At 37.2% G+C, this 19,024-nt stretch carries 17 protein-coding genes; 11 read left to right on the top strand and 6 right to left on the bottom strand.

Going from position 1 to position 19,024, the window contains the following annotated elements; all coding sequences use genetic code 11:
* A partial coding sequence (locus tag WBN20_RS00160) for an aldo/keto reductase (RefSeq protein WP_424280285.1) occupies window positions 1-174 on the top strand: 174 nt, incomplete at its 5' end.
* A 78-nt stretch (window positions 175-252) separates the two neighbouring features.
* Here the strand turns inward: WBN20_RS00160 and radA are convergent.
* The 5 genes from radA to panC form a co-directional block, all read right to left on the bottom strand.
* Window positions 253-1,614: a DNA repair protein RadA gene (gene radA, locus WBN20_RS00165; protein ID WP_424280276.1), complete on the bottom strand. Its 1,362-nt coding sequence runs from the start codon at window positions 1,612-1,614 to the stop codon at window positions 253-255.
* A gap of 114 nt (window positions 1,615-1,728) precedes the next feature.
* Window positions 1,729-2,874, bottom strand: a complete 1,146-nt coding sequence (locus WBN20_RS00170) for an alpha/beta hydrolase (protein ID WP_424280277.1) — start codon at window positions 2,872-2,874, stop codon at window positions 1,729-1,731.
* 27 nt (window positions 2,875-2,901) lie between these two features.
* Window positions 2,902-3,867 carry a lysylphosphatidylglycerol synthase transmembrane domain-containing protein gene (locus WBN20_RS00175; RefSeq protein ID WP_424272717.1) on the bottom strand — a complete coding sequence of 322 codons (966 nt, stop codon included), beginning with the start codon at window positions 3,865-3,867 and terminating at the stop codon, window positions 2,902-2,904.
* 2 nt (window positions 3,868-3,869) lie between these two features.
* Window positions 3,870-4,220, bottom strand: coding sequence for an aspartate 1-decarboxylase (gene panD, locus WBN20_RS00180; RefSeq protein WP_424272718.1), 351 nt, complete (start codon window positions 4,218-4,220; stop codon window positions 3,870-3,872).
* Between the two features lie 13 nt (window positions 4,221-4,233).
* Window positions 4,234-5,082: a pantoate--beta-alanine ligase gene (panC, locus tag WBN20_RS00185; RefSeq protein ID WP_424272719.1), complete on the bottom strand. Its 849-nt coding sequence runs from the start codon at window positions 5,080-5,082 to the stop codon at window positions 4,234-4,236.
* Window positions 5,083-5,185: 103 nt separating this feature from the next.
* Between panC and WBN20_RS00190 the strand changes: the two genes are divergently transcribed.
* The 7 genes from WBN20_RS00190 to WBN20_RS00220 all read left to right on the top strand — a co-directional run bounded on the left by WBN20_RS00190 (window position 5,186) and on the right by WBN20_RS00220 (window position 16,307).
* A complete protein-coding gene (locus WBN20_RS00190; protein ID WP_424280278.1) occupies window positions 5,186-5,995 on the top strand; it encodes a glycogen/starch synthase in 810 nt (269 codons plus the stop codon).
* Window positions 5,996-6,000: 5 nt separating this feature from the next.
* Window positions 6,001-7,827, top strand: a complete 1,827-nt coding sequence (locus WBN20_RS00195; protein ID WP_424274394.1) for a DUF4270 family protein — start codon at window positions 6,001-6,003, stop codon at window positions 7,825-7,827.
* A 114-nt stretch (window positions 7,828-7,941) separates the two neighbouring features.
* A complete protein-coding gene (gene glmS, locus WBN20_RS00200; RefSeq protein WP_424274393.1) occupies window positions 7,942-9,789 on the top strand; it encodes a glutamine--fructose-6-phosphate transaminase (isomerizing) in 1,848 nt (615 codons plus the stop codon).
* Between the two features lie 203 nt (window positions 9,790-9,992).
* Window positions 9,993-12,779: a TonB-dependent receptor domain-containing protein gene (locus tag WBN20_RS00205; protein ID WP_424280279.1), complete on the top strand. Its 2,787-nt coding sequence runs from the start codon at window positions 9,993-9,995 to the stop codon at window positions 12,777-12,779.
* 10 nt (window positions 12,780-12,789) lie between these two features.
* Entirely contained in the window at window positions 12,790-14,319 is a 1,530-nt protein-coding gene (locus tag WBN20_RS00210) for a G-D-S-L family lipolytic protein (protein ID WP_424280280.1), read from the top strand.
* Between the two features lie 184 nt (window positions 14,320-14,503).
* Window positions 14,504-16,012, top strand: coding sequence for a F0F1 ATP synthase subunit beta (atpD, locus tag WBN20_RS00215; RefSeq protein ID WP_424280281.1), 1,509 nt, complete (start codon window positions 14,504-14,506; stop codon window positions 16,010-16,012).
* A 16-nt stretch (window positions 16,013-16,028) separates the two neighbouring features.
* A complete protein-coding gene (locus WBN20_RS00220; protein WP_424273419.1) occupies window positions 16,029-16,307 on the top strand; it encodes a F0F1 ATP synthase subunit epsilon in 279 nt (92 codons plus the stop codon).
* A 46-nt stretch (window positions 16,308-16,353) separates the two neighbouring features.
* Here WBN20_RS00220 and WBN20_RS00225 read toward each other — a convergent pair whose 3' ends face one another.
* On the bottom strand, window positions 16,354-16,887 hold the full coding sequence (locus WBN20_RS00225) for a GNAT family N-acetyltransferase (RefSeq protein WP_424280282.1): 534 nt from the start codon (window positions 16,885-16,887) through the stop codon (window positions 16,354-16,356).
* Window positions 16,888-16,947: 60 nt separating this feature from the next.
* Between WBN20_RS00225 and WBN20_RS00230 the strand changes: the two genes are divergently transcribed.
* The 3 genes from WBN20_RS00230 to bioD form a co-directional block, all read left to right on the top strand.
* A complete protein-coding gene (locus WBN20_RS00230; RefSeq protein WP_424280283.1) occupies window positions 16,948-18,117 on the top strand; it encodes an aminotransferase class I/II-fold pyridoxal phosphate-dependent enzyme in 1,170 nt (389 codons plus the stop codon).
* Window positions 18,114-18,494 carry a DUF2007 domain-containing protein gene (locus WBN20_RS00235; RefSeq protein WP_424272536.1) on the top strand — a complete coding sequence of 127 codons (381 nt, stop codon included), beginning with the start codon at window positions 18,114-18,116 and terminating at the stop codon, window positions 18,492-18,494. Before WBN20_RS00230 ends, WBN20_RS00235 begins: the two co-directional genes overlap by 4 nt.
* Window positions 18,495-18,500: 6 nt before the next feature.
* The coding region (gene bioD, locus WBN20_RS00240; RefSeq protein WP_424280284.1) for a dethiobiotin synthase at window positions 18,501-19,024 on the top strand (524 nt) is incomplete at its 3' end.

Here is a 19,024-nt window from a genome sequence, read left to right on the forward strand (position 1 = left end):
AAAATGGCACTTGCATATGTGAATTCAAGACCATTTGTAACCAGTAATATTATTGGTGCAACATCGATGAAACAGTTGAAGGAAAACATATCCAGTATTGAAGTTGATCTTTCGGATGAGCTTATAATGGGTATTGAAACAATTTATAATAATATACCCGATCCTGCGCCTTAATTTTATTTAATAAGTGAGTATATCATCTTTTATGGGTTGAAAAAGACTTTGCTCTGGATAAGATATTTATAGTGTTCTTTAAATAAAGAGTTTGTTAACTACATCTTCAATTTTGGAGACCAATTCAATATTTATTTTTGTATTCTTAAGTGCAATTTTATTGTTCTTTGAAACAAAAATTGTTGAAAATCCAAGTTTGTCGGCTTCTAGAATTCGCTGTTCAACTCTTTGCACAGGCCTTATTTCACCGGCAAGACCAATTTCTGCGGCGAAACATACATTTTTCTCTATTGGGATATCTGCATTGCTTGACAAAATAGCAGCTATTACCGCGAGATCAATGGCGGGATCGTCTACAGTTATTCCCCCGGTAATGTTTAAAAACACATCTTTTGCTCCAAGTTTAAAGCCAGCTCTTTTTTCCAAAACAGCGAGTAACATATTCAGTCGTTTGGCATTATATCCTGTAGTAGAACGTTGTGGAGTACCGTAGACTGCTGAACTCACTAAAGCCTGAATTTCTATCATCAAAGGCCGCATGCCTTCAACTGTGGAAGCAATAGCCGTACCACTAAGTCCTGAATCACTTTTTGAAAGTAATACCTCCGAAGGATTATTTACCTCCCTAAGCCCATCGCCTTGCATTTCATAGATGCCCAACTCTGCTGTTGACCCAAATCGATTCTTCAGCGCTCGTAAAATTCTGTAAACATAATTTCGGTCACCCTCAAATTGCAAAACGGTATCTACCATATGCTCTAAAATCTTTGGCCCGGCAATATTTCCATCTTTTGTAATATGACCAATTAAAATAACAGGTGTATTCGTTTCTTTAGCAAATCTTATAAGTTCAGCAGCACATTCACGAATCTGAGATATACTCCCCGCAGAAGATTCTATATACTCAGAATGGAGGGTTTGAATTGAATCAATGACGACTATATCGGGTGCAATATCATTTATCTGTTTAAAAATATTTTGGGTCTTGGTTTCGGTAAGTATGTAGCAGGTCTGATTATTTGGTTGAATCCTCTCTGCTCTCATTTTAATTTGTTTCAGACTTTCTTCGCCCGAAACGTATAAGGTCTTCAAGCTAAGCCTTAGAGCAATTTGCAGCAGTAATGTACTTTTACCAATACCAGGTTCTCCACCGAGTAGAACCAGTGACCCAGGGACTAAACCTCCACCCAATACCCGATTAAATTCTTTGTCAGAAATATCGAGTCTGAATTCCCTGGAAGCATTGATCTGTCCAACCAAAACAGGCTTCGATGTAATGGACTTAGTATCCTTGACATTTCGCCAAGGAATATCCTTTTCTTTTTGGATTATTTCTTCAACAATGGTATTCCACTCTTTGCAGGCACTACATTGTCCTACCCATTTGGCATATTGTGTACCGCAATTCTGACAAAAAAAAGCTGTTTTTGTTTTAGCCATTTGACCCTAAGCTGGTTTTGGCTAAAGATATTGTGGTTACTATAGAAATCAAAAGAATGTTGCTACTTTAAATATCAATCCATATCAAAGTAAAAAAGATTGAAGCAACTTGTTCTAAAAGCCAAAGTCTGCTTTTAAGGCGTCCATTTTTTCTAAAGCCATTTCCTTTGTCAGAAAATCGATCTCTTCCATCGCGAAGGCTTTCTCAAAAGTCCTGAGTGCTTTTTTGCCCTCTCCCAGTTCTTCATAATATTCTCCTTCAAAGTAGAATCCAAGCATTGTATTCGGAAATTCTTCTTTGCACAATTCCGCAAGGGGTTTTAAAGACTCAAAATCATCTTTTTTCCTGCTCGCCGCATATATGGCCATTATATCATTTAATTCAACTTCTTTCCTAAACCCAAATAATTCTTCAATAGAATTGTATTTATCTTCCAAATATTTATAAACAGGTTCTTCTGATGTAAGAATATTTTCTTTGTATTCTTTTGGGGTAATGGGTTTGAAAATTTCAAACATGCTTCCCCAGGCTTTCCCAATTCCATAGGTTGCCACAGAAACCTCGTTAGCCGTGGGATATTCATCAAAGTGATAATTGAAACCTTCTTTATCTATGCTTTTCAATGCCTTGTCCATTTGCAATATCGCATTTCTGCTATCATTCTGTTCTCCACCAACAATTAAATGATAAAAAATTTGTTGATTAATTTCACTAAGTCTGGCAGGTACTCTGTTCTCCATTTCCGGCGCCAGATAAGGAGATATACTAATGAATGCATTAAATAGGGATTTTTCTTTGAATAAATAATAATTCCCAAAGTTTGCGGTAATATCATAGCCAACAAACATGCTGAAAGGAGCCGTATTGTATGTGGTCTTGAGATAGGGTATGAGTTCCATTCCAAGAAATTCAAAAAATAATTTACCTTTTTCTGCAGGAAGTCCCGTGTCTTCTTCAAAGGCACAGTCTTCCCATCTCAAATCATTTTCGTTCTGCAAAACACCAACTATTATGGTCTCTGGAGTACCCTGAAAGGAGCTGTAAAATTTGGAATTCGCAACCACCTGATCAAAAAGGTATTCTCCATCTAGAACAACAACTAAAGGATATTTTTTCTCAGGGCTATAATCTTCAGGGATATAATATTTTACATCCCTCCTCTCCTGCAGTTTAAAGGATTCAAAAATCTCTTGTGTTATTTGTGCTTCTAAACCTGCACAGAAGAGTATTGTAGCAAATAGAAAAAAATTACGTGTCATGCCAAGGTATTTGTAAACAGCTTTATGCTATTTATTCCTGTTCAATAACGGTAAGAGCAGGAAAGATATTGCACCAAAAAGCACGACCATAAAAGTTTGTGCTATCCACATAATCCAACCAAACGCATTACCGGAAACAGCTGAAATACCAAAAATGGCAAGGGATTTACTTACTGCTATTGGGTAAAGGCCTATGCCCCCATTTGTAGTAGACATGGCAAAGGCGCCGCCTACGAAGGCCACCAGTAATTGCCCAAATGAGAGATCAATAGTTTCTGGAACTGTAAATTTTATGACCCAAAACATAAGAACATAAGCACCCCAAATAAAAATAGTGTGCAGGACAAATGCCCATTTCTTTTTCATCTTAAAAATACTTAAAACACCATCTAATAAACCTTTGATGAAGTCCCTGAGTTTAATGGCAAATCTTGAATTTGAACGTCTTAAAAAGGCCATGACAAACAATAGTCCTATAAAGCCTACACAAAGAAAAACCAGGGTAGCTGTAAAGCCCACACCCTTTTCGTTTAAGAAGGCAAGTATTATGTCGGTCTGCGAAAAAAGAGCCATTAGAATTATTAAAAGCAACATTAACAAATCTACTACCCGTTCGGTAACAATTGTACCAAAGCCTTTTTGGAAAGGAACTTCCTCGTAGGTTGCAAGTGCTGTTGCTCTTAATACTTCTCCAGACCTTGGAATGCCTAAATTAGCAAAGTAAGCCATCAGGATAATGAAAATATTGTTAGACACTTTTGGGGTATACCCCATGGGTTCTAAAAGATAATTCCATCGGATTGCTCTGGAAATATGGCTCAAAATTCCTATAAATACAGAGAGTCCTACCCAAAACAGGTCTGCCTCTTTTATGTACCTGATTATTTGTATCCTGTCTTCTTCAGAAGTAATTCTATATGAATACCAGACTAAAAAAACTCCCAAAGCAATTGGGAGTATGATTTTTAAGATCTTTTTCAGTTCTTTAGTCAAGACTATTTTAATAGATTAGTTTTTTCATCAGGGAACACTAAAGCCGGATTAAAATTTTTGGCTTCTTCAATATCCATTCTGGCATATGTAATCAAAATCAGAATATCTCCGACTGCAACTTTTCTGGCTGCTGCACCATTTAGGGTTAGTTCACCAGTACCCCTTGGTCCGGGAATAACGTAGGTCTCCAATCGTTCACCATTATTATTATTGACAATCTGAACTTTTTCACCTTGAATAATATTAGCAGCATCCATAAGATCTTCATCTATTGTAATACTACCTATATAGTTAAGGTCAGCTCCGGTAACGCGAACCCGATGTATTTTAGATTTGACAACTTCTATTTGCATGGTACAAAGTTAATTAATTAAGGGCTATATTATCTATGAGCCGCACCCCGTTGACATAAACTGCGATAAAGGCCCTATATTTTTTGTTTTTTTGTTTTCTTTTTACAGGACCTAAAGTATCCTGATCAGCAATTTTTATATATTCTAACTCAAATTCAGGCTGTTTATCAAATTTATTTTTAACCCAATTCATTACGTTTGTAGCACTTTTCGTGCCAAATAGTTTTTTGGCAGCCAAAAGTGTTTCATAAATACAAGAGGCTTTGACCCTTATGCCTTTTGGCAGTCTTTCGTTCCTGGAACTCATTGCAAGTCCGTGGGGTTCTCTGACAATTGGACAGCCAATAATTTCAATTGGCATATTGGTTTTTTTAATTAATTTTTTAATAATTAATAATTGCTGAAAATCCTTCTCGCCGAAATAGGCTTTATTTGGCTTAACAATAGAAAAAAGCTTTTCTACTACTGTTGCCACACCCAAAAAATGATTCGATCTGAATTCCCCTTCCATTGTCTCGTCTAAACCATCAAAATCGTATTCTTTTGAACTGATGTTGTTGGAATACAATTCTGTTACCGAAGGGGTAAAAACAATGAGTTCATCTGAAACTTTTTTTAGATATTCAAGATCTGCATCTAGCGTGTCGGGATATTTTTTTAAATCATCTTTATTGTCAAATTGGGTAGGATTTACAAAAATACTGACTACAACAGTCTTTGTTTCAGAGATAGCTTTTTTAACTAAAGAAAGATGCCCTTTATGTAATGCCCCCATAGTAGGAACTAAACCAACAGCTGTTGAAGTATTTTTTAATGTGGCCAAATGAGCTATTAGTTCCTTTTTGCTACTGAATAATAACATAATCAATTATAAAAGCCAGCAAACTTACTATAATTACTGCTATTCTACATTATTTTTGTAATTTTGCAGCTATGTTTTTCCGATAAACAAAATACATTGTTTTATGAATGGTAAAAAGATATTGTTTGTATCTTCTGAATTAGTGCCCTATTTACCAGAGAATGAAGTTTCCTTAATGTCTTACGAAACGCCAAGAATGGTCAATAGTAAAAAGGGCCAAATACGAATATTTATGCCAAGGTATGGCAATATCAATGAGCGGCGGCATCAGTTGCATGAGGTAATCAGGCTATCTGGAATGAACCTTGTCATAAATGATATGGACATGCCGCTTATCATTAAAGTTGCTTCAATACACCGTGAGCGTATACAGGTATATTTTATAGATAATGAGGAGTATTTTAAACGCAAAGCCACTTTTACTGATGAGAATGGAGAACTTTTCCCTGATAATGATGAAAGGGCCATTTTCTTTGCAAAGGGCGTAGTTGAAACAGTAAAAAAATTGAATTGGTCTCCAGATATTATCCATGTTCATGGATGGATGGCTTCACTTTTACCATTATATCTAAGAACCTATTACGCAGATGAACCACTATTTGTAGATAGTAAAATTGTCACCTCAGTTTATAGTAAAGGTTTTGATGGAAATCTGGATAGTAATATGAAGAAAAAAATATTATTTGATGGAATTACTGAAGATAGTATCTCCCATCTAGAGTCTCCCACCTATAATAATTTGTTAAAAGTTGCTGTAGATTTTTCTGATGCCATTATTTTAGCTGCCGAAGAAATTTCAGAAGATTTAAGTCAATACATTACCAACCTCCAAAAACCTATGTTGCCATATGTTCCTTTACAGGAATTTGAAGAAGCATATGCAAACTTTTATAGCACTGAAGTTTTAAAATAGGCCTCATGAAGATTTTTTTAAAATTTGTATTCTCTGCTCTTGCAGTTTTGGTACTCATGTTCAGTATTGTATCGTGCGATGAAGACCTTACTACAATTGGAGATGGCGTTATTGGAGACGATCCGTTTATAACAAACAAAGCGACATATGACGTTTTTGTATTTAACAAAAAAATCAATGCTGTTGAGACTAACAAACTTCCAATATACCAAATTGGAAAATATAATGACCCGCTCTATGGCAGCACTGAGGCTAGTATAACTTCTCAACTAAGATTGCAAGGAGGTTCTGGGAATCCGGTATTTGGACTTTCAAGCCAGGAAAGAGAAGATAATTCCCTTACTGATCCGGACGAGACGGCAATTGAGGAGAATGAAACTGTTAAAGAAGTAATTCTTTATATTCCTTACCTTCAAAACCCGAATGGAGACAGGGATTTGGATGGTGTACCAGATGCTTTTGATGCAGACCCGGACGATCCGAATAGCGACAGTGATGGAGATGGCCTTACTGATTCTGAAGAAAGATCAATAGGAACAAATCCTCTAAGTGACGATACAGATAATGACGGAATAAAAGATGGTGATGACACCGAAATTTCTGTAAATAGGTATCCGCGAAAAGTTGACCTTGACAGTATTTATGGTAACCGGGAAGTTCCATTTAATTTCAAAGTAGAAAGATCTACATATTTTTTAAGAGATTTGGATCCGGATACAGGTTTTCTGGAATCACAGGAATACTATTCAACTCAGGAGTTTTCCCCCGATTTTGTTTCTGAAGTACTCTTTGATGGTGAGGTAACAATATCAGATGAAGAAACTTTGATTTTTCCGGAAGATGACCCTGATACGGAAGCAGATGAATCATTAAATGAACCTGTACGCATCCAACCTGGTATTCAGGTGGCATTGGACCCTGACTTTTTTCAACAAAATATTTTGGATAAGGAAGGCCAGTCAGAATTATTAAGTCAGGCAAATTTCAGTGACTTTATCAGAGGACTTCATTTATCTGTTTCTGCTATCACCGATGATATTCTGCTTGTTCTTGATATCACTGATGCTACTATTACTATTACCTACGAGTATGATCAGTTGGAAGATGAAGAAATTATTAAGGAAGAATCAGAATACCAATTAACATTAATTACCAGTGATTTAAACTTAGGAACAGTTAATGGCAATGCAGTCAACACTTTAACAAATGAGCCTTTTCCATCTGAGATTACAAATGATCTGGATACAAATGAAAATGCAGATAGAATATATCTTAAAGGAGGTTCAGGATCTTATACGGAGATCCAATTATTTGAGGAGAATAACGCAGAGAATATTCTAAACGAGATCAAAGCAAAGAATTGGATTGTTAATGAAGCTAACCTCATCTTTTATGTAGACAGAGAAATGTTAGATATGGCCGGCGTTATTGATGAACCTCCGGCATTATACCTTTTTAATTCAGAGACAAACCGTCCTATATACGATCTTAGTGTGATTAGCGATCCTGATATCAGAAATAGAATTAATATAAATTATGGAGGGTCATTGGAAAAGGAGAACAACAAGGGGGTAAAATATAAATTGAAAATCACTAATTATATAAATGATATTTTAATTAGAGATTCTACAAATATCACTCTGGGCCTCTCAGTAACTGCAGATTTGGCAACTATTGCTTCTAAAAATGCTGTCCTTGATTTGACTGAAGAAGATTTACCGGTTGCTGCAACAATTACGCCTTTAAGTACCGTTCTTTTTGGCAACAATGTTCCTGTTGAAGAAGAGGACATGAAGCTAAAGTTAGAGATATTCTATACGGAGCCAAATTAAAATAATCATAGAACACCACTTACAGTATTTTATCGTTATATAACCGAATTTACAGGAGAGTTTACTTTTCTTCTTGTAAATTTGCTCATCTTCTAATCTTTTAATTAAACAAATATGTGTGGAATCGTCGGATATATTGGATTTAGGGATGCTTATCCCATAATCATGAAGGGCCTGCAACGTCTTGAATACCGGGGGTATGATAGTGCAGGAATTGCCTTGTATGACGGGAATAGAATTAATTTGGCCAAAACCAAAGGCAAAGTCAAAGATCTTCAAGAACGATCAGAGACAAATATTCCTTTAAATGGAAATGTTGGTATTGGACATACAAGATGGGCAACCCACGGGGTTCCAAACGATGTGAATTCACATCCGCACTATTCAAATTCAGGAAATCTTATAATTATTCATAATGGGATTATAGAGAATTATGAATCCATAAAACAAGAACTAACTAAAAGGGGTTATACCTTCGAATCTGACACCGATACGGAAGTATTGATTAACCTTATTGAAGAAGTAAAGAAAAAGGAAAAGGTTTTATTAGGCAAGGCCGTTCAGATTGCACTAAACCAGGTTGTGGGAGCTTACGCAATTGCTGTATTTGATGTTCAAAAGCCGGATGAAATTGTAGTCGCCAAATTAGGGAGTCCATTGGCAATAGGCATTGGAGAAAATGAGTTTTTCATAGCTTCTGATGCATCACCTTTTATAGAATTTACTAATAAGACAGTTTATCTGGAAGACCAGGAAATGGCCATTGTGCGTCTTGGCAAAGAAATTAAACTGCGAAAAATAAAGGATGATGCAATAGCATACCCATTGGTGCAGGAGCTTCAATTTAACCTTGAAGAAATTGAAAAGGGGTTGTATGATCATTTTATGTTAAAGGAAATTTATGAACAGCCAAGTGCTATAAAAGATACTTACAGAGGAAGGTTACTAGCTGATCAGGGTATAATTAAAATGTCAGGGATTGATGAGAACCTGGAAAAGTTTCTCAACGCAAACAGGATCATTATTGTAGCATGTGGAACATCCTGGCATGCCGGATTAGTTGCAGAGTATATTTTTGAAGATTTGGCAAGAATACCCGTAGAGGTTGAATACGCATCAGAGTTTAGATATAGAAACCCGGTAATTACAGAAAAAGATGTGGTTATTGCCATTTCGCAATCCGGTGAAACTGCCGATACATTAGCGGCTATTAAGCTGGCCAAAGAGAAAGGAGCATACGTATTTGGAGTATGTAATGTAGTAGGTTCTTCAATAGCACGCGAGACTCATGCGGGGGCGTATACACATGCGGGGCCGGAAATTGGTGTGGCTTCCACTAAAGCATTTACAACTCAGATAACAGTTTTGACACTTATTGCGCTAAAACTGGCAAAAGAAAAAGGTAAATTTTCTGAATCTAAGTTTCATGAATACCTAACTGAGTTAGAGAATATACCAAGTAAAGTAGAAAAAGCGCTTCAATCTAATCCTTTGATTGAAATAATTGCAAATGAATATAAAGATTCAGAAAACTGTTTATATCTGGGAAGGGGTTATAACTTTCCTGTAGCACTGGAAGGAGCACTTAAACTTAAAGAAATAAGTTATATACATGCTGAGGGATATCCCGCTGCGGAGATGAAACACGGCCCTATTGCACTTATTGATGAACATATGCCTGTTATTGTTATTGCTACCAATAAAGGTCATTATGAGAAAGTAGTAAGTAATATTCAGGAAATAAAATCCCGAAAAGGAAAAATTATAGCCATTGTTACGGAGGGTGATGATCAGGTAAAAGAATTGGCAGACCACGTGATAGAGGTGCCTGAAACTATCGAATGTCTTACCCCGCTTTTAACTACCATACCACTACAATTATTATCTTATCATATTGCTATAATGAGAGGATGTAATGTAGATCAACCTAGGAATTTAGCTAAATCGGTTACGGTGGAATAGTAGATTAACAGATTGTAAGTATAAAAATAGGATAAGGCGACCATTTTAATGGTCGTCTTTTTTATTTAAATTATGAATTTACTAGTTAATAGGGACTTAAATTGCGAAATTATTAACATTTAACCATAGTTTTTTCACTTTATACATTCACAATTTAAAAATTTCTGTATCTTGGCTACATACTAATTTAACTCAAAATTAACATGAGAAGAATCTTTATTTTTGCCCTCCTGATGTTTGGTATAGGAGCTTATTCGCAGACAACCGTGAATGGAAATGTAGCGGATGAAAATGGGCAACCTGTTCCGGGAGCTAACGTTGTTATAGTTGGGAAAACGATAGGAACAACCGCCGATTTTGATGGTAATTTTGTTCTTGAAACTTCTGAAGTACCTCCCTTTCAATTAAAGATAACCAGTATTGGATATTCTGAAGCAACCGCTGATGTTACAGCGAACAATCAAACCATTTCTGTTATCCTCATTGAGAAACAAACGTTTTTAGACGAAGTGGTAATCTCAGCTTCCCGAACACCGGAACGGATTTTTGAATCTCCTGTTACCGTTGAACGATTAGGCCTTGAGGCAATAAAGAATACGACTGCAGCAGATTTTTATGGTGGGTTAGAAAATTTAAAAGGGGTTGATATAAACACTAACAGTTTAACCTTTAAATCCGTGAATACCCGTGGATTTGCAACCTTTGCTAATACCCGATTTATGCAGTTGGTAGATGGGATGGATAATTCTACTCCCGCGTTAAACTTTCCAATCGGCAACTTGGTTGGTTTAATTGAACCTGATGTACTAAGTATTGAATTGTTACCGGGAGCGTCTTCAGCATTATACGGTGCAAATGCTTTTAATGGGATTCTTTTTATGCGTAGTAAAAGCCCCTTTGACTATCAGGGAATCAGTGTTTCTATGAAGCAGGGAATTACATCACAAGTAGCGGCCGGGGATAATAGCTATACAGATTTTGGAATTAGGGCAGCATATAAGTTTTCTGATAAATTCGCTGGTAAGGTAAACTTTGGCTACCTGAAAGGAACAGATTGGGCCGCTACAAGCGAGGTAGATAAGTTTGATCCTACCCTTACCAGGGCAGACCTGAATTATGATGGTATTAATGTATATGGTGACGAGGTTTCGACAAATATCAAAAGTGTGGCTGTAACCCTTGAAGGCCTAGGAGTTCTCCCGGAAGGAGCCAATGCCCTGGTTCCGGCAGTGGAAGTAAGTAGAACCGGATACAATGAAAAAGATCTCACCAATTATAATGCAGAAAGTATAAAAGCAGATTGGGGATTGTATTACAGACCTACAATAGGCAAAAGTCTCGAAATTTCCTATGTGGGTAAAGTTGGTACAGGATCAACTATTTACCAAGGCACCAACAGATACAATATTAATGGGTTTTTTAAGCAACAGCACAAGCTCGAAGTTAGAAACGATAATTTTTTCCTGAGGGGCTATTTAGTGGCAGACAAAGCCGGGGATTCCTATGATATGGTATTTACAGGCATAAACATTAATAGAAGATGGAAAGATGACAATACATGGTTTGGTGAATATGCAGGAACTTATGTACAGGCAACTTTAGGCGGCGCCACAGATGCCCAGGCACATGCTGCAGCACGCGCACAAGCAGAATCTGGCCGCTTTCTTCCTGGAACACCAGAATTTCAGAATGCTTTTAATAGTGTGATTAAGGATCCTGATCTTGCCTCAGGGTCCCAATTTAAGGATGCTTCCAAATACTATCATGCCGATGGAAATTATAATTTTAGTCATTTAACTGACTGGGCAAATATCCAGGTTGGAGGTTCTTTTAGACAGTACAGTTTAAATTCATTTGGAACAATTTACACAGATTTTGATGGTCCAATTGACTATTCCGAATATGGTATCTATACGCAAATCCAGAAGGATTTAGAATTAAATCAAAGTATGAATCTCAAACTCACAGGATCTATTCGATACGATAAATCAGAGTTTTTTGACGGTTTCTTTTCACCAAGAATATCCGCGGGACTTACGATCAATAGTGAGCATAATATAAGAGCCTCAGTACAAACAGGTTTTAGGAACCCTACGACTCAGGATTTGTTCATAGGCCTGGACGCAGGGAGAGCCATTTTAATAGGTTCTGCCTCGGAAAATCTTGACAGATATTCCAGAGACTTCGATGTTAGTGGTGGAGGACAGGATTTAGGCCAACCGGCTACTATAACTCAGACAGGATCAGTTGCTTATAACAACTCCTATTCCGCAAGTTCGGTTATGGCTTTTTCGCAAACAAGAAATCCTGCTGATTTAATCATAGCTAATCCCGGTCTTGTAAAGCCAGAACAGGTAACTTCATTTGAGATTGGATATAGAGGTAAAATTGACATATTAACTTTAGATTTTAACACCTATTATAACAAGTATAAAGATTTCATTTCCCAGGAGGTGGTTATTGCCCCTTATTACGGAACTGTTGGTGACGGATCTCTTTCGGTTGCGGCCATAGCCAATGGGGACATACAAACCTGGAGCACATATACAAATTCTGATGTAGATATTAGCTCTTATGGGGCTTCCTTGGGACTAACTTTAAGAATATTGGGAAATTTTGATCTGGGTGGCAGCTATACTTTTACAAAGCAGGATTTTGATCAGGAGGCCAATCCTGATTTTATGTCTAATTTCAACACCCCGGAACATAAATTCAAAGCATCCTTTGGCAATACTGAACTTTTTGATAATTTCGGATTTAATATTGCCTACAGATTCAGTGATGATTATTTCTGGGAAGCTACTTTTGGAAACGGGGTTGTTCCGGAGTACCATACACTTGATGCCCAGTTTAATTATAGAGTTCCCAGCATAAAATCAACGTTTAAGATAGGAGGCAGCAATATTCTTGGAACAGAATACTTCACTGCTTTCGGGACTGGGTTTATAGGCTCCATTTACTATGTATCTTGGTCAATTAACACATTATAATATGATGAATATGAAAATAAAATATATCTGGTTATTGGCTTGCCTTATAGGGTTTTGGGCTTGCAATGATATAGAAGATTTTGAAATGACAGAGGTGGAAGAGGAGTTACCGCCAGCAACTCCGGGATCTGCCGATTTTTCTAATTTTGTTGCTTTGGGAAATTCCTTGACGGCAGGATTTGCTGATGGTGCTCTGTTTAGCGCAAGTCAGTCTTCTTCATTCCCTAACATTTTATCACAAAAATTTGAACTTGTTGGTGGTGGTAGTTTTACACAACCATTGACCAATGACAATTTTGGCGGATTGGCCTTAGCAGGTAATCGGCTTCCAGGTTTTGATCCCAGACTTGTTTTTGGGGGCGCCGGGCCGGTTCCCTTAGAATCTTTGATAGGGCCTGTAACGGTTACCACAGATATCGCCCTTAATAATCCTACTGGCCCGTTTGGCAATTTGGGAGTACCCGGGGCAAAAAGTTTTCATCTACTGGCACCAGGCTATGGTAATTTAGGGAATCTTCAACTGGGACTGGCCAATCCTTATTTTGTTAGGATGACAGGGTCAACCCCCGATGCCAGTGTTTTGGAATTGGCAGTAGCCCAGAGTCCATCTTTCTTTTTATTGTGGATAGGAAATAATGATGTTCTGGGATATGCACTCTCCGGAGGAGATGGGACCAATCCCATAACGCCCGTTTCCGGGCCTCCAGGAGTAGGTTTTGATCAAACATACGGAGCTTTGATAGCTACGCTTACAGCTTCTGGCTCAGGAGGTGTAGTGGCTAATATTGCTGACGTGACCAGCATACCGTATTTTACTACTGTACCTTATAACCCCGTACCTTTAGATGCTGCGACAGCAGCTGCGGTAAATCAGGCTTATGCACCCTATAACGGGGGCATTCAGGCAGCATTGGCAGCTTTAGAAGTAACGGGACTCTTTACGCCGGAAGAGGCAGCTGCAAGAATTATTAGTTTTGAGGAAGGCGAAACCAATGCGGTGGTTATCGAAGATGAAAGCTTAACAGATTTGGGAGCTATTAATCCGGCATTTGACGGGTTGCCCAGAATTAGACAGGCTACGGCAGAAGATTTGATCGTTTTGCCGGCCGCGAATTTTATTGGTACTCTGGCAGACCCAAATAACCCGCTAACCGTAAATGGTGTTGCTATACCTTTGGAAGATAAATGGGTACTTGTTCCCAGTGAACAAATGGAAATCGCAGTGGCAACCACGGCTTTTAATGCCACTATATCCAGTACAGCAAATGCTGCAGGTCTTGCTTTTGTTGATGCAAATACCTTACTGAGCCAATTGGCAAATGGCGGTATTACGAGTGGTAATTTTACTTTAACCTCAAATTTGGTAACAGGAGGAGCTTTTTCATTGGATGGAGTGCATCCTACATCCAGAGGCTATGCTTTAATAGCTAACGAATTTATGAAAGCAATAGACGCCACCTATGGTTCTAATTTTGAAGCTTCGGGGAATCTTGTAGATATTGGCAACTATCCTACAAATTATTCACCTACCTTTCAGTAAACGATAAAAATACTATATAAAAGCGCCTTATTAGAGGCGCTTTTTTAATGCCCAGAAAATAAGGCAAAACAATTTCCATTTAAAATAGAAAAACATATCTTTGCAGCCTGAAAATACAATCAATTTATACGCAATCTTAGGACGTTTTTAAATTGCTATAATTTTAAATATAAATACTTGCATAATGGCTAAAGTTACAGGTAAGGTATCCCAGATCATTGGACCGGTTATTGACGTAGAATTTCCATCTGGCGCAGAACTGCCAAGAATTTATGATTCCCTGGAAATTACCAGGAAGGATGGTTCTCTCTTGGTATTAGAAGTTCAATCACATACAGGTGAAAATACAATTAGGTCTATATCTATGGACTCTACTGATGGTTTGAGCAGAGGTACTGAAGTATTATCTACAGGTAACGCAATTCAAATGCCGGTTGGTGAAAATATTTATGGACGCCTGTTTAATGTTATTGGAGATGCGATTGATGGCCTTGGAAATTTACCGAAGTCAGGAAAGAATGGACTTCCAATTCATAGGGAAGCTCCAAAATTTGAAGATCTAACTACTTCTACCGAAGTTCTTTTTACGGGAATAAAGGTCATAGATCTTATTGAACCCTATGCTAAAGGAGGTAAAATCGGATTATTTGGTGGTGCCGGTGTTGGCAAAACAGTGTTGATTCAGGAGTTGATTAATAATATAGCCAAGGGGCATGGTGGACTTTCAGTTTTCGCCGGAGTTGGCGAGCGTACAAGAGAAGGAAATGACTTATTGCGTGAGATGCTTGAATCCGGAATTATAAAATATGGGGATGAATTTTTACACTCCATGGAAGAAGGCGGATGGGATTTATCTAAGGTTGATAAGAAAGTCATGAAAGAATCTAAAGCGACATTTGTTTTTGGACAAATGAATGAACCTCCAGGAGCCCGTGCAAGAGTTGCACTTTCAGGACTAACAATAGCAGAATATTTTAGGGATGGTGCAGGAGAAGGCCAAGGCAAGGATGTACTATTTTTTGTTGACAATATTTTCCGTTTTACTCAAGCAGGTTCTGAAGTGTCTGCACTTTTAGGAAGGATGCCTTCAGCGGTAGGTTACCAGCCTACTTTGGCCACAGAAATGGGAACAATGCAAGAACGAATTACATCAACAAAAAGAGGTTCCATTACATCAGTACAAGCGGTTTATGTGCCAGCCGATGACTTAACAGACCCTGCGCCTGCTACTACATTTGCCCACTTGGATGCAACTACTGTGTTGTCCAGGAAAATCGCGGAACTAGGTATTTATCCGGCTGTTGATCCTCTGGATTCTACATCCAGAATTCTTACTCCTGAGGTATTGGGTAAAGACCATTATGGCTGTGCTCAAAGGGTAAAAGAACTATTACAACATTATAAGGAATTGCAGGATATTATAGCTATTCTTGGAATGGATGAACTCTCCGAGGAAGATAAATCAGCTGTTGGAAGGGCCAGACGAGTGCAACGATTTTTATCACAACCCTTTCATGTAGCTGAGCAGTTTACAGGTATACCCGGTGTTTTGGTTGATATTAAGGAGACTATAAAAGGCTTTAATATGATCATGGATGGGGAATTAGATCATTTGCCAGAAGCTGCATTTAACCTTAAAGGGACTATTGAAGAAGCGATTGAAGCTGGAGAAAAAATGTTAGCTGAAGTCTAATAAGAATGTTTAAATTATGTACTTAGAAATTGTATCCCCTGAAGCTGTATTATTTACAGGAGAAGTTATCTCCGTAACCGTACCTGGAGCAAATGGGGAATTTCAGATGCTTACAAATCATGCTCCGATAGTTTCAATACTTCAGGAAGGTGAGGTTAAGATACAAGGAGATATTCAGATTGAAGAGGAATATAAAGATAGGTTTACCAAAGATTCAAATGGAAAAACCATACTACAGATTAATAGTGGAACAATTGAATTAAATGATAATAAATTAATAGTTCTTGCAGATTAAAGTATTCCAAAAACATAAAAAAAGCCATACAATTTGTATGGCTTTTTTATTTCAGGACTAATAAATGCCAGGTCCTTCCATTGGAGTTATAAGTCTTAAGTTCAATGAAACCAACCGCAAAGTGTGCGTTAAGTGAACGTTTATTTAATGCATCTACTTCAGTAATAATGCAATTGTAATTTGTCTTGATGACCGCTTTCATTTTCTTGTAAAGGTTTTGAAAAACGCCCATTTTTCGATATCCTTTATCAATACAAACCTGGCCCATTATCATGTATTTTTCACCAGGGGGTAATACAGAATTAATTTCTTTAAACATAGGTTTTAGGACATCTATTTCATTGCTAAATTTAGGATGCATACACAAGGCATATCCAATAATTTTATCATTTTCCTTGGCAATAATATGCTGGCATACCTTATTCATATCATCTAATAAGTCCAGGGTATGAGTTACCGTTACAAAACCTTCCTGCTCCATTTCTTTCACAGATAATGCGTTTGGACTATTATTTTTCTGCAAAGAAAGTATTTGTTCTAATTCCAATCTGCTTTGCGCCCGACCAATTTGAATTGTCATTGTTTGGAGTTTCTATGATTCAATATACTATTTAAAAATAGGATATATTACATTTGTGACATGGGTCTATTACCTAAAAAATTACATACAAGACTAGTAGAAAGGGAAGAGGGAAATACCCTTAGAACATTACCTAAAGATATTCGGGGAATTGATTTTTCATCTAATGACTATCTGGGAATTGCAAATAACCAAATTGTTTTTAAAAAAGCAACTAGTATTCTTTATGAAAAGGAGATAGTTAAGAATGGTGCCACAGGTTCAAGGCTGCTAACGGGAAACGGTATTTTATTTAATGAAGTGGAAAAACTTCTTAGGGAACTGCATAATGCAGATTCGGCCTTGATTTTTAATTCCGGTTATGATGCAAATATTGGTCTGTTTTCTTCAGTTCCTCAAAGAGATGATATAATATTATACGACGAGTTTATTCATGCCAGTATTAGAGATGGTATTAAAATGAGTAATGCCCGCAGCTATAAGTATAGACATAACGATCTTAAAGACTTATTATCACATATCCTTCGGGAGAAAGGTAAAAACACAAATAACGACAGGGAAATTTATATAGTTACTGAATCTGTTTTTTCAATGGATGGAGATTCGCCAGACCTGAAGGCCTTGTCCTTGTTATGTGAGAAATTTAAATGTAACTTGATTGTTGATGAAGCACATGCTATTGGTTTATTTGGTTCAAATGGCTGTGGAAGGATTCAGGAATTGAAACTGCAGGAAAATATTTTTGCCAGGATTATCACTTTTAGTAAGGCTCTGGGATGCCATGGGGCAGCTATTTTAGGAACTGCAGACCTAAATAAATATTTGATAAACTTTGCAAGAAGCTTTATCTACACTACCGGGCTGCCGCCCCACGCCTTAGCAACTATTATAGCGGCATATCAGTATATGACAAACCCTGAAGGACTTAGAGAGAGAGAATTGCTTCATGAAAATATTGCAATGTTTAATCAGGAGAAGGAGCGTTTGGGTATTTCATCCTTTTTCATCCCCAGTTCTTCAGCAATTCACTCCTGCATTATTAAAGGCAATAATAAGGTAAAGCAAATAGCGCAAATAATTCAAAAAAATTCATTTGACGTTAGGCCTATTCTATCTCCTTCGGTACCCAAAGGTGAGGAACGTTTACGTTTTTGTTTACACAGCTTTAATTCAAAAGAGGATATTTTCACTATGTTACAACACTTAGAACTAGCAATTAAAAAGATATGAATCAGGAATTTTATACGTTGGGTGCATTTGAGTATTCTGCTGATGTACAAATTATAAAAGGGAAGCTTGAATCTGAAGGCATTCAGGTATTTTTAAAGGACGAAAACACTATAAATACAGATCCTTTGATAAGTCAGGCAATCGGAGGGGTTAAGTTACAGGTTTACTCAGTAGATAAAAATAGGGCTTTGGATATATATAATGAGATAAGAAGCTATGCTTTGGACAGCAAAGGAAATTTAATTACCTGCCCAAATTGTAAGGCACAAAGATCTGAAGTATACTATAGTAGAAAGGGCATAATCAATAAATTATTCCCATTTTTAGAAAAGAAGAAATACAAATGTCTAAAGTGTAATATGATTACCCAACTATAGCACATAATGAAACGAATTTTTATTACCGGAATATCTACAGATGTTGGGAAAACCATAGCTGCGGCAATTATAACCGAGTCTCTAAATGCCGATTATTGGAAGCCTGTACAAGCGGGAGATTTGACGAATACAGATAGTCATAAAGTTGCAGAACTGATATCCAATGAAAAAACCAGGATTCATAAAAGTAGCTACGAATTAAAAACTCCTATGAGCCCTCATGCATCTGCAGAAATAGATAATCTCACAATTGATACAAACCAAATTATAGAACCACAAACTACAAATGATCTTGTAATTGAAGGAGCAGGTGGTTTACTGGTGCCTTTAAATGAAAGAGATACCATTTTAGATATCATTAAGGCAAATTATCTGGTAATAGTAGTTTCGAGGCATTATTTGGGAAGCATTAACCATTCATTGTTAACCATTGAAAGCTTAAAGCAAAAAGGGTTTAATGTGGCTGTTATATTCAGTGGTAATGAACATCCAAGTACAGAAGACATTATAATACGGAAGACAGGGGTAAA

The sequence above is a fragment of the Eudoraea sp. genome (assembly GCF_049665975.1).
In the GTDB taxonomy this organism is placed as follows: domain Bacteria; phylum Bacteroidota; class Bacteroidia; order Flavobacteriales; family Flavobacteriaceae; genus Eudoraea.

Coding starts and splice junctions, on each gene's coding strand:
- radA (WP_424280276.1), bottom strand. CDS start 1,614: ATGGCTAAAACAAAAACAGCTTTTTTTTGTCAGAATTGCGGTACACAA.
- WBN20_RS00170 (WP_424280277.1), bottom strand. CDS start 2,874: ATGACACGTAATTTTTTTCTATTTGCTACAATACTCTTCTGTGCAGGT.
- panD (WP_424272718.1), bottom strand. CDS start 4,220: ATGCAAATAGAAGTTGTCAAATCTAAAATACATCGGGTTCGCGTTACC.
- panC (WP_424272719.1), bottom strand. CDS start 5,082: ATGTTATTATTCAGTAGCAAAAAGGAACTAATAGCTCATTTGGCCACA.
- WBN20_RS00190 (WP_424280278.1), top strand. CDS start 5,186: ATGAATGGTAAAAAGATATTGTTTGTATCTTCTGAATTAGTGCCCTAT.
- WBN20_RS00195 (WP_424274394.1), top strand. CDS start 6,001: ATGAAGATTTTTTTAAAATTTGTATTCTCTGCTCTTGCAGTTTTGGTA.
- glmS (WP_424274393.1), top strand. CDS start 7,942: ATGTGTGGAATCGTCGGATATATTGGATTTAGGGATGCTTATCCCATA.
- WBN20_RS00205 (WP_424280279.1), top strand. CDS start 9,993: ATGAGAAGAATCTTTATTTTTGCCCTCCTGATGTTTGGTATAGGAGCT.
- WBN20_RS00210 (WP_424280280.1), top strand. CDS start 12,790: ATGAAAATAAAATATATCTGGTTATTGGCTTGCCTTATAGGGTTTTGG.
- atpD (WP_424280281.1), top strand. CDS start 14,504: ATGGCTAAAGTTACAGGTAAGGTATCCCAGATCATTGGACCGGTTATT.
- WBN20_RS00220 (WP_424273419.1), top strand. CDS start 16,029: ATGTACTTAGAAATTGTATCCCCTGAAGCTGTATTATTTACAGGAGAA.
- WBN20_RS00225 (WP_424280282.1), bottom strand. CDS start 16,887: ATGACAATTCAAATTGGTCGGGCGCAAAGCAGATTGGAATTAGAACAA.
- WBN20_RS00230 (WP_424280283.1), top strand. CDS start 16,948: ATGGGTCTATTACCTAAAAAATTACATACAAGACTAGTAGAAAGGGAA.
- WBN20_RS00235 (WP_424272536.1), top strand. CDS start 18,114: ATGAATCAGGAATTTTATACGTTGGGTGCATTTGAGTATTCTGCTGAT.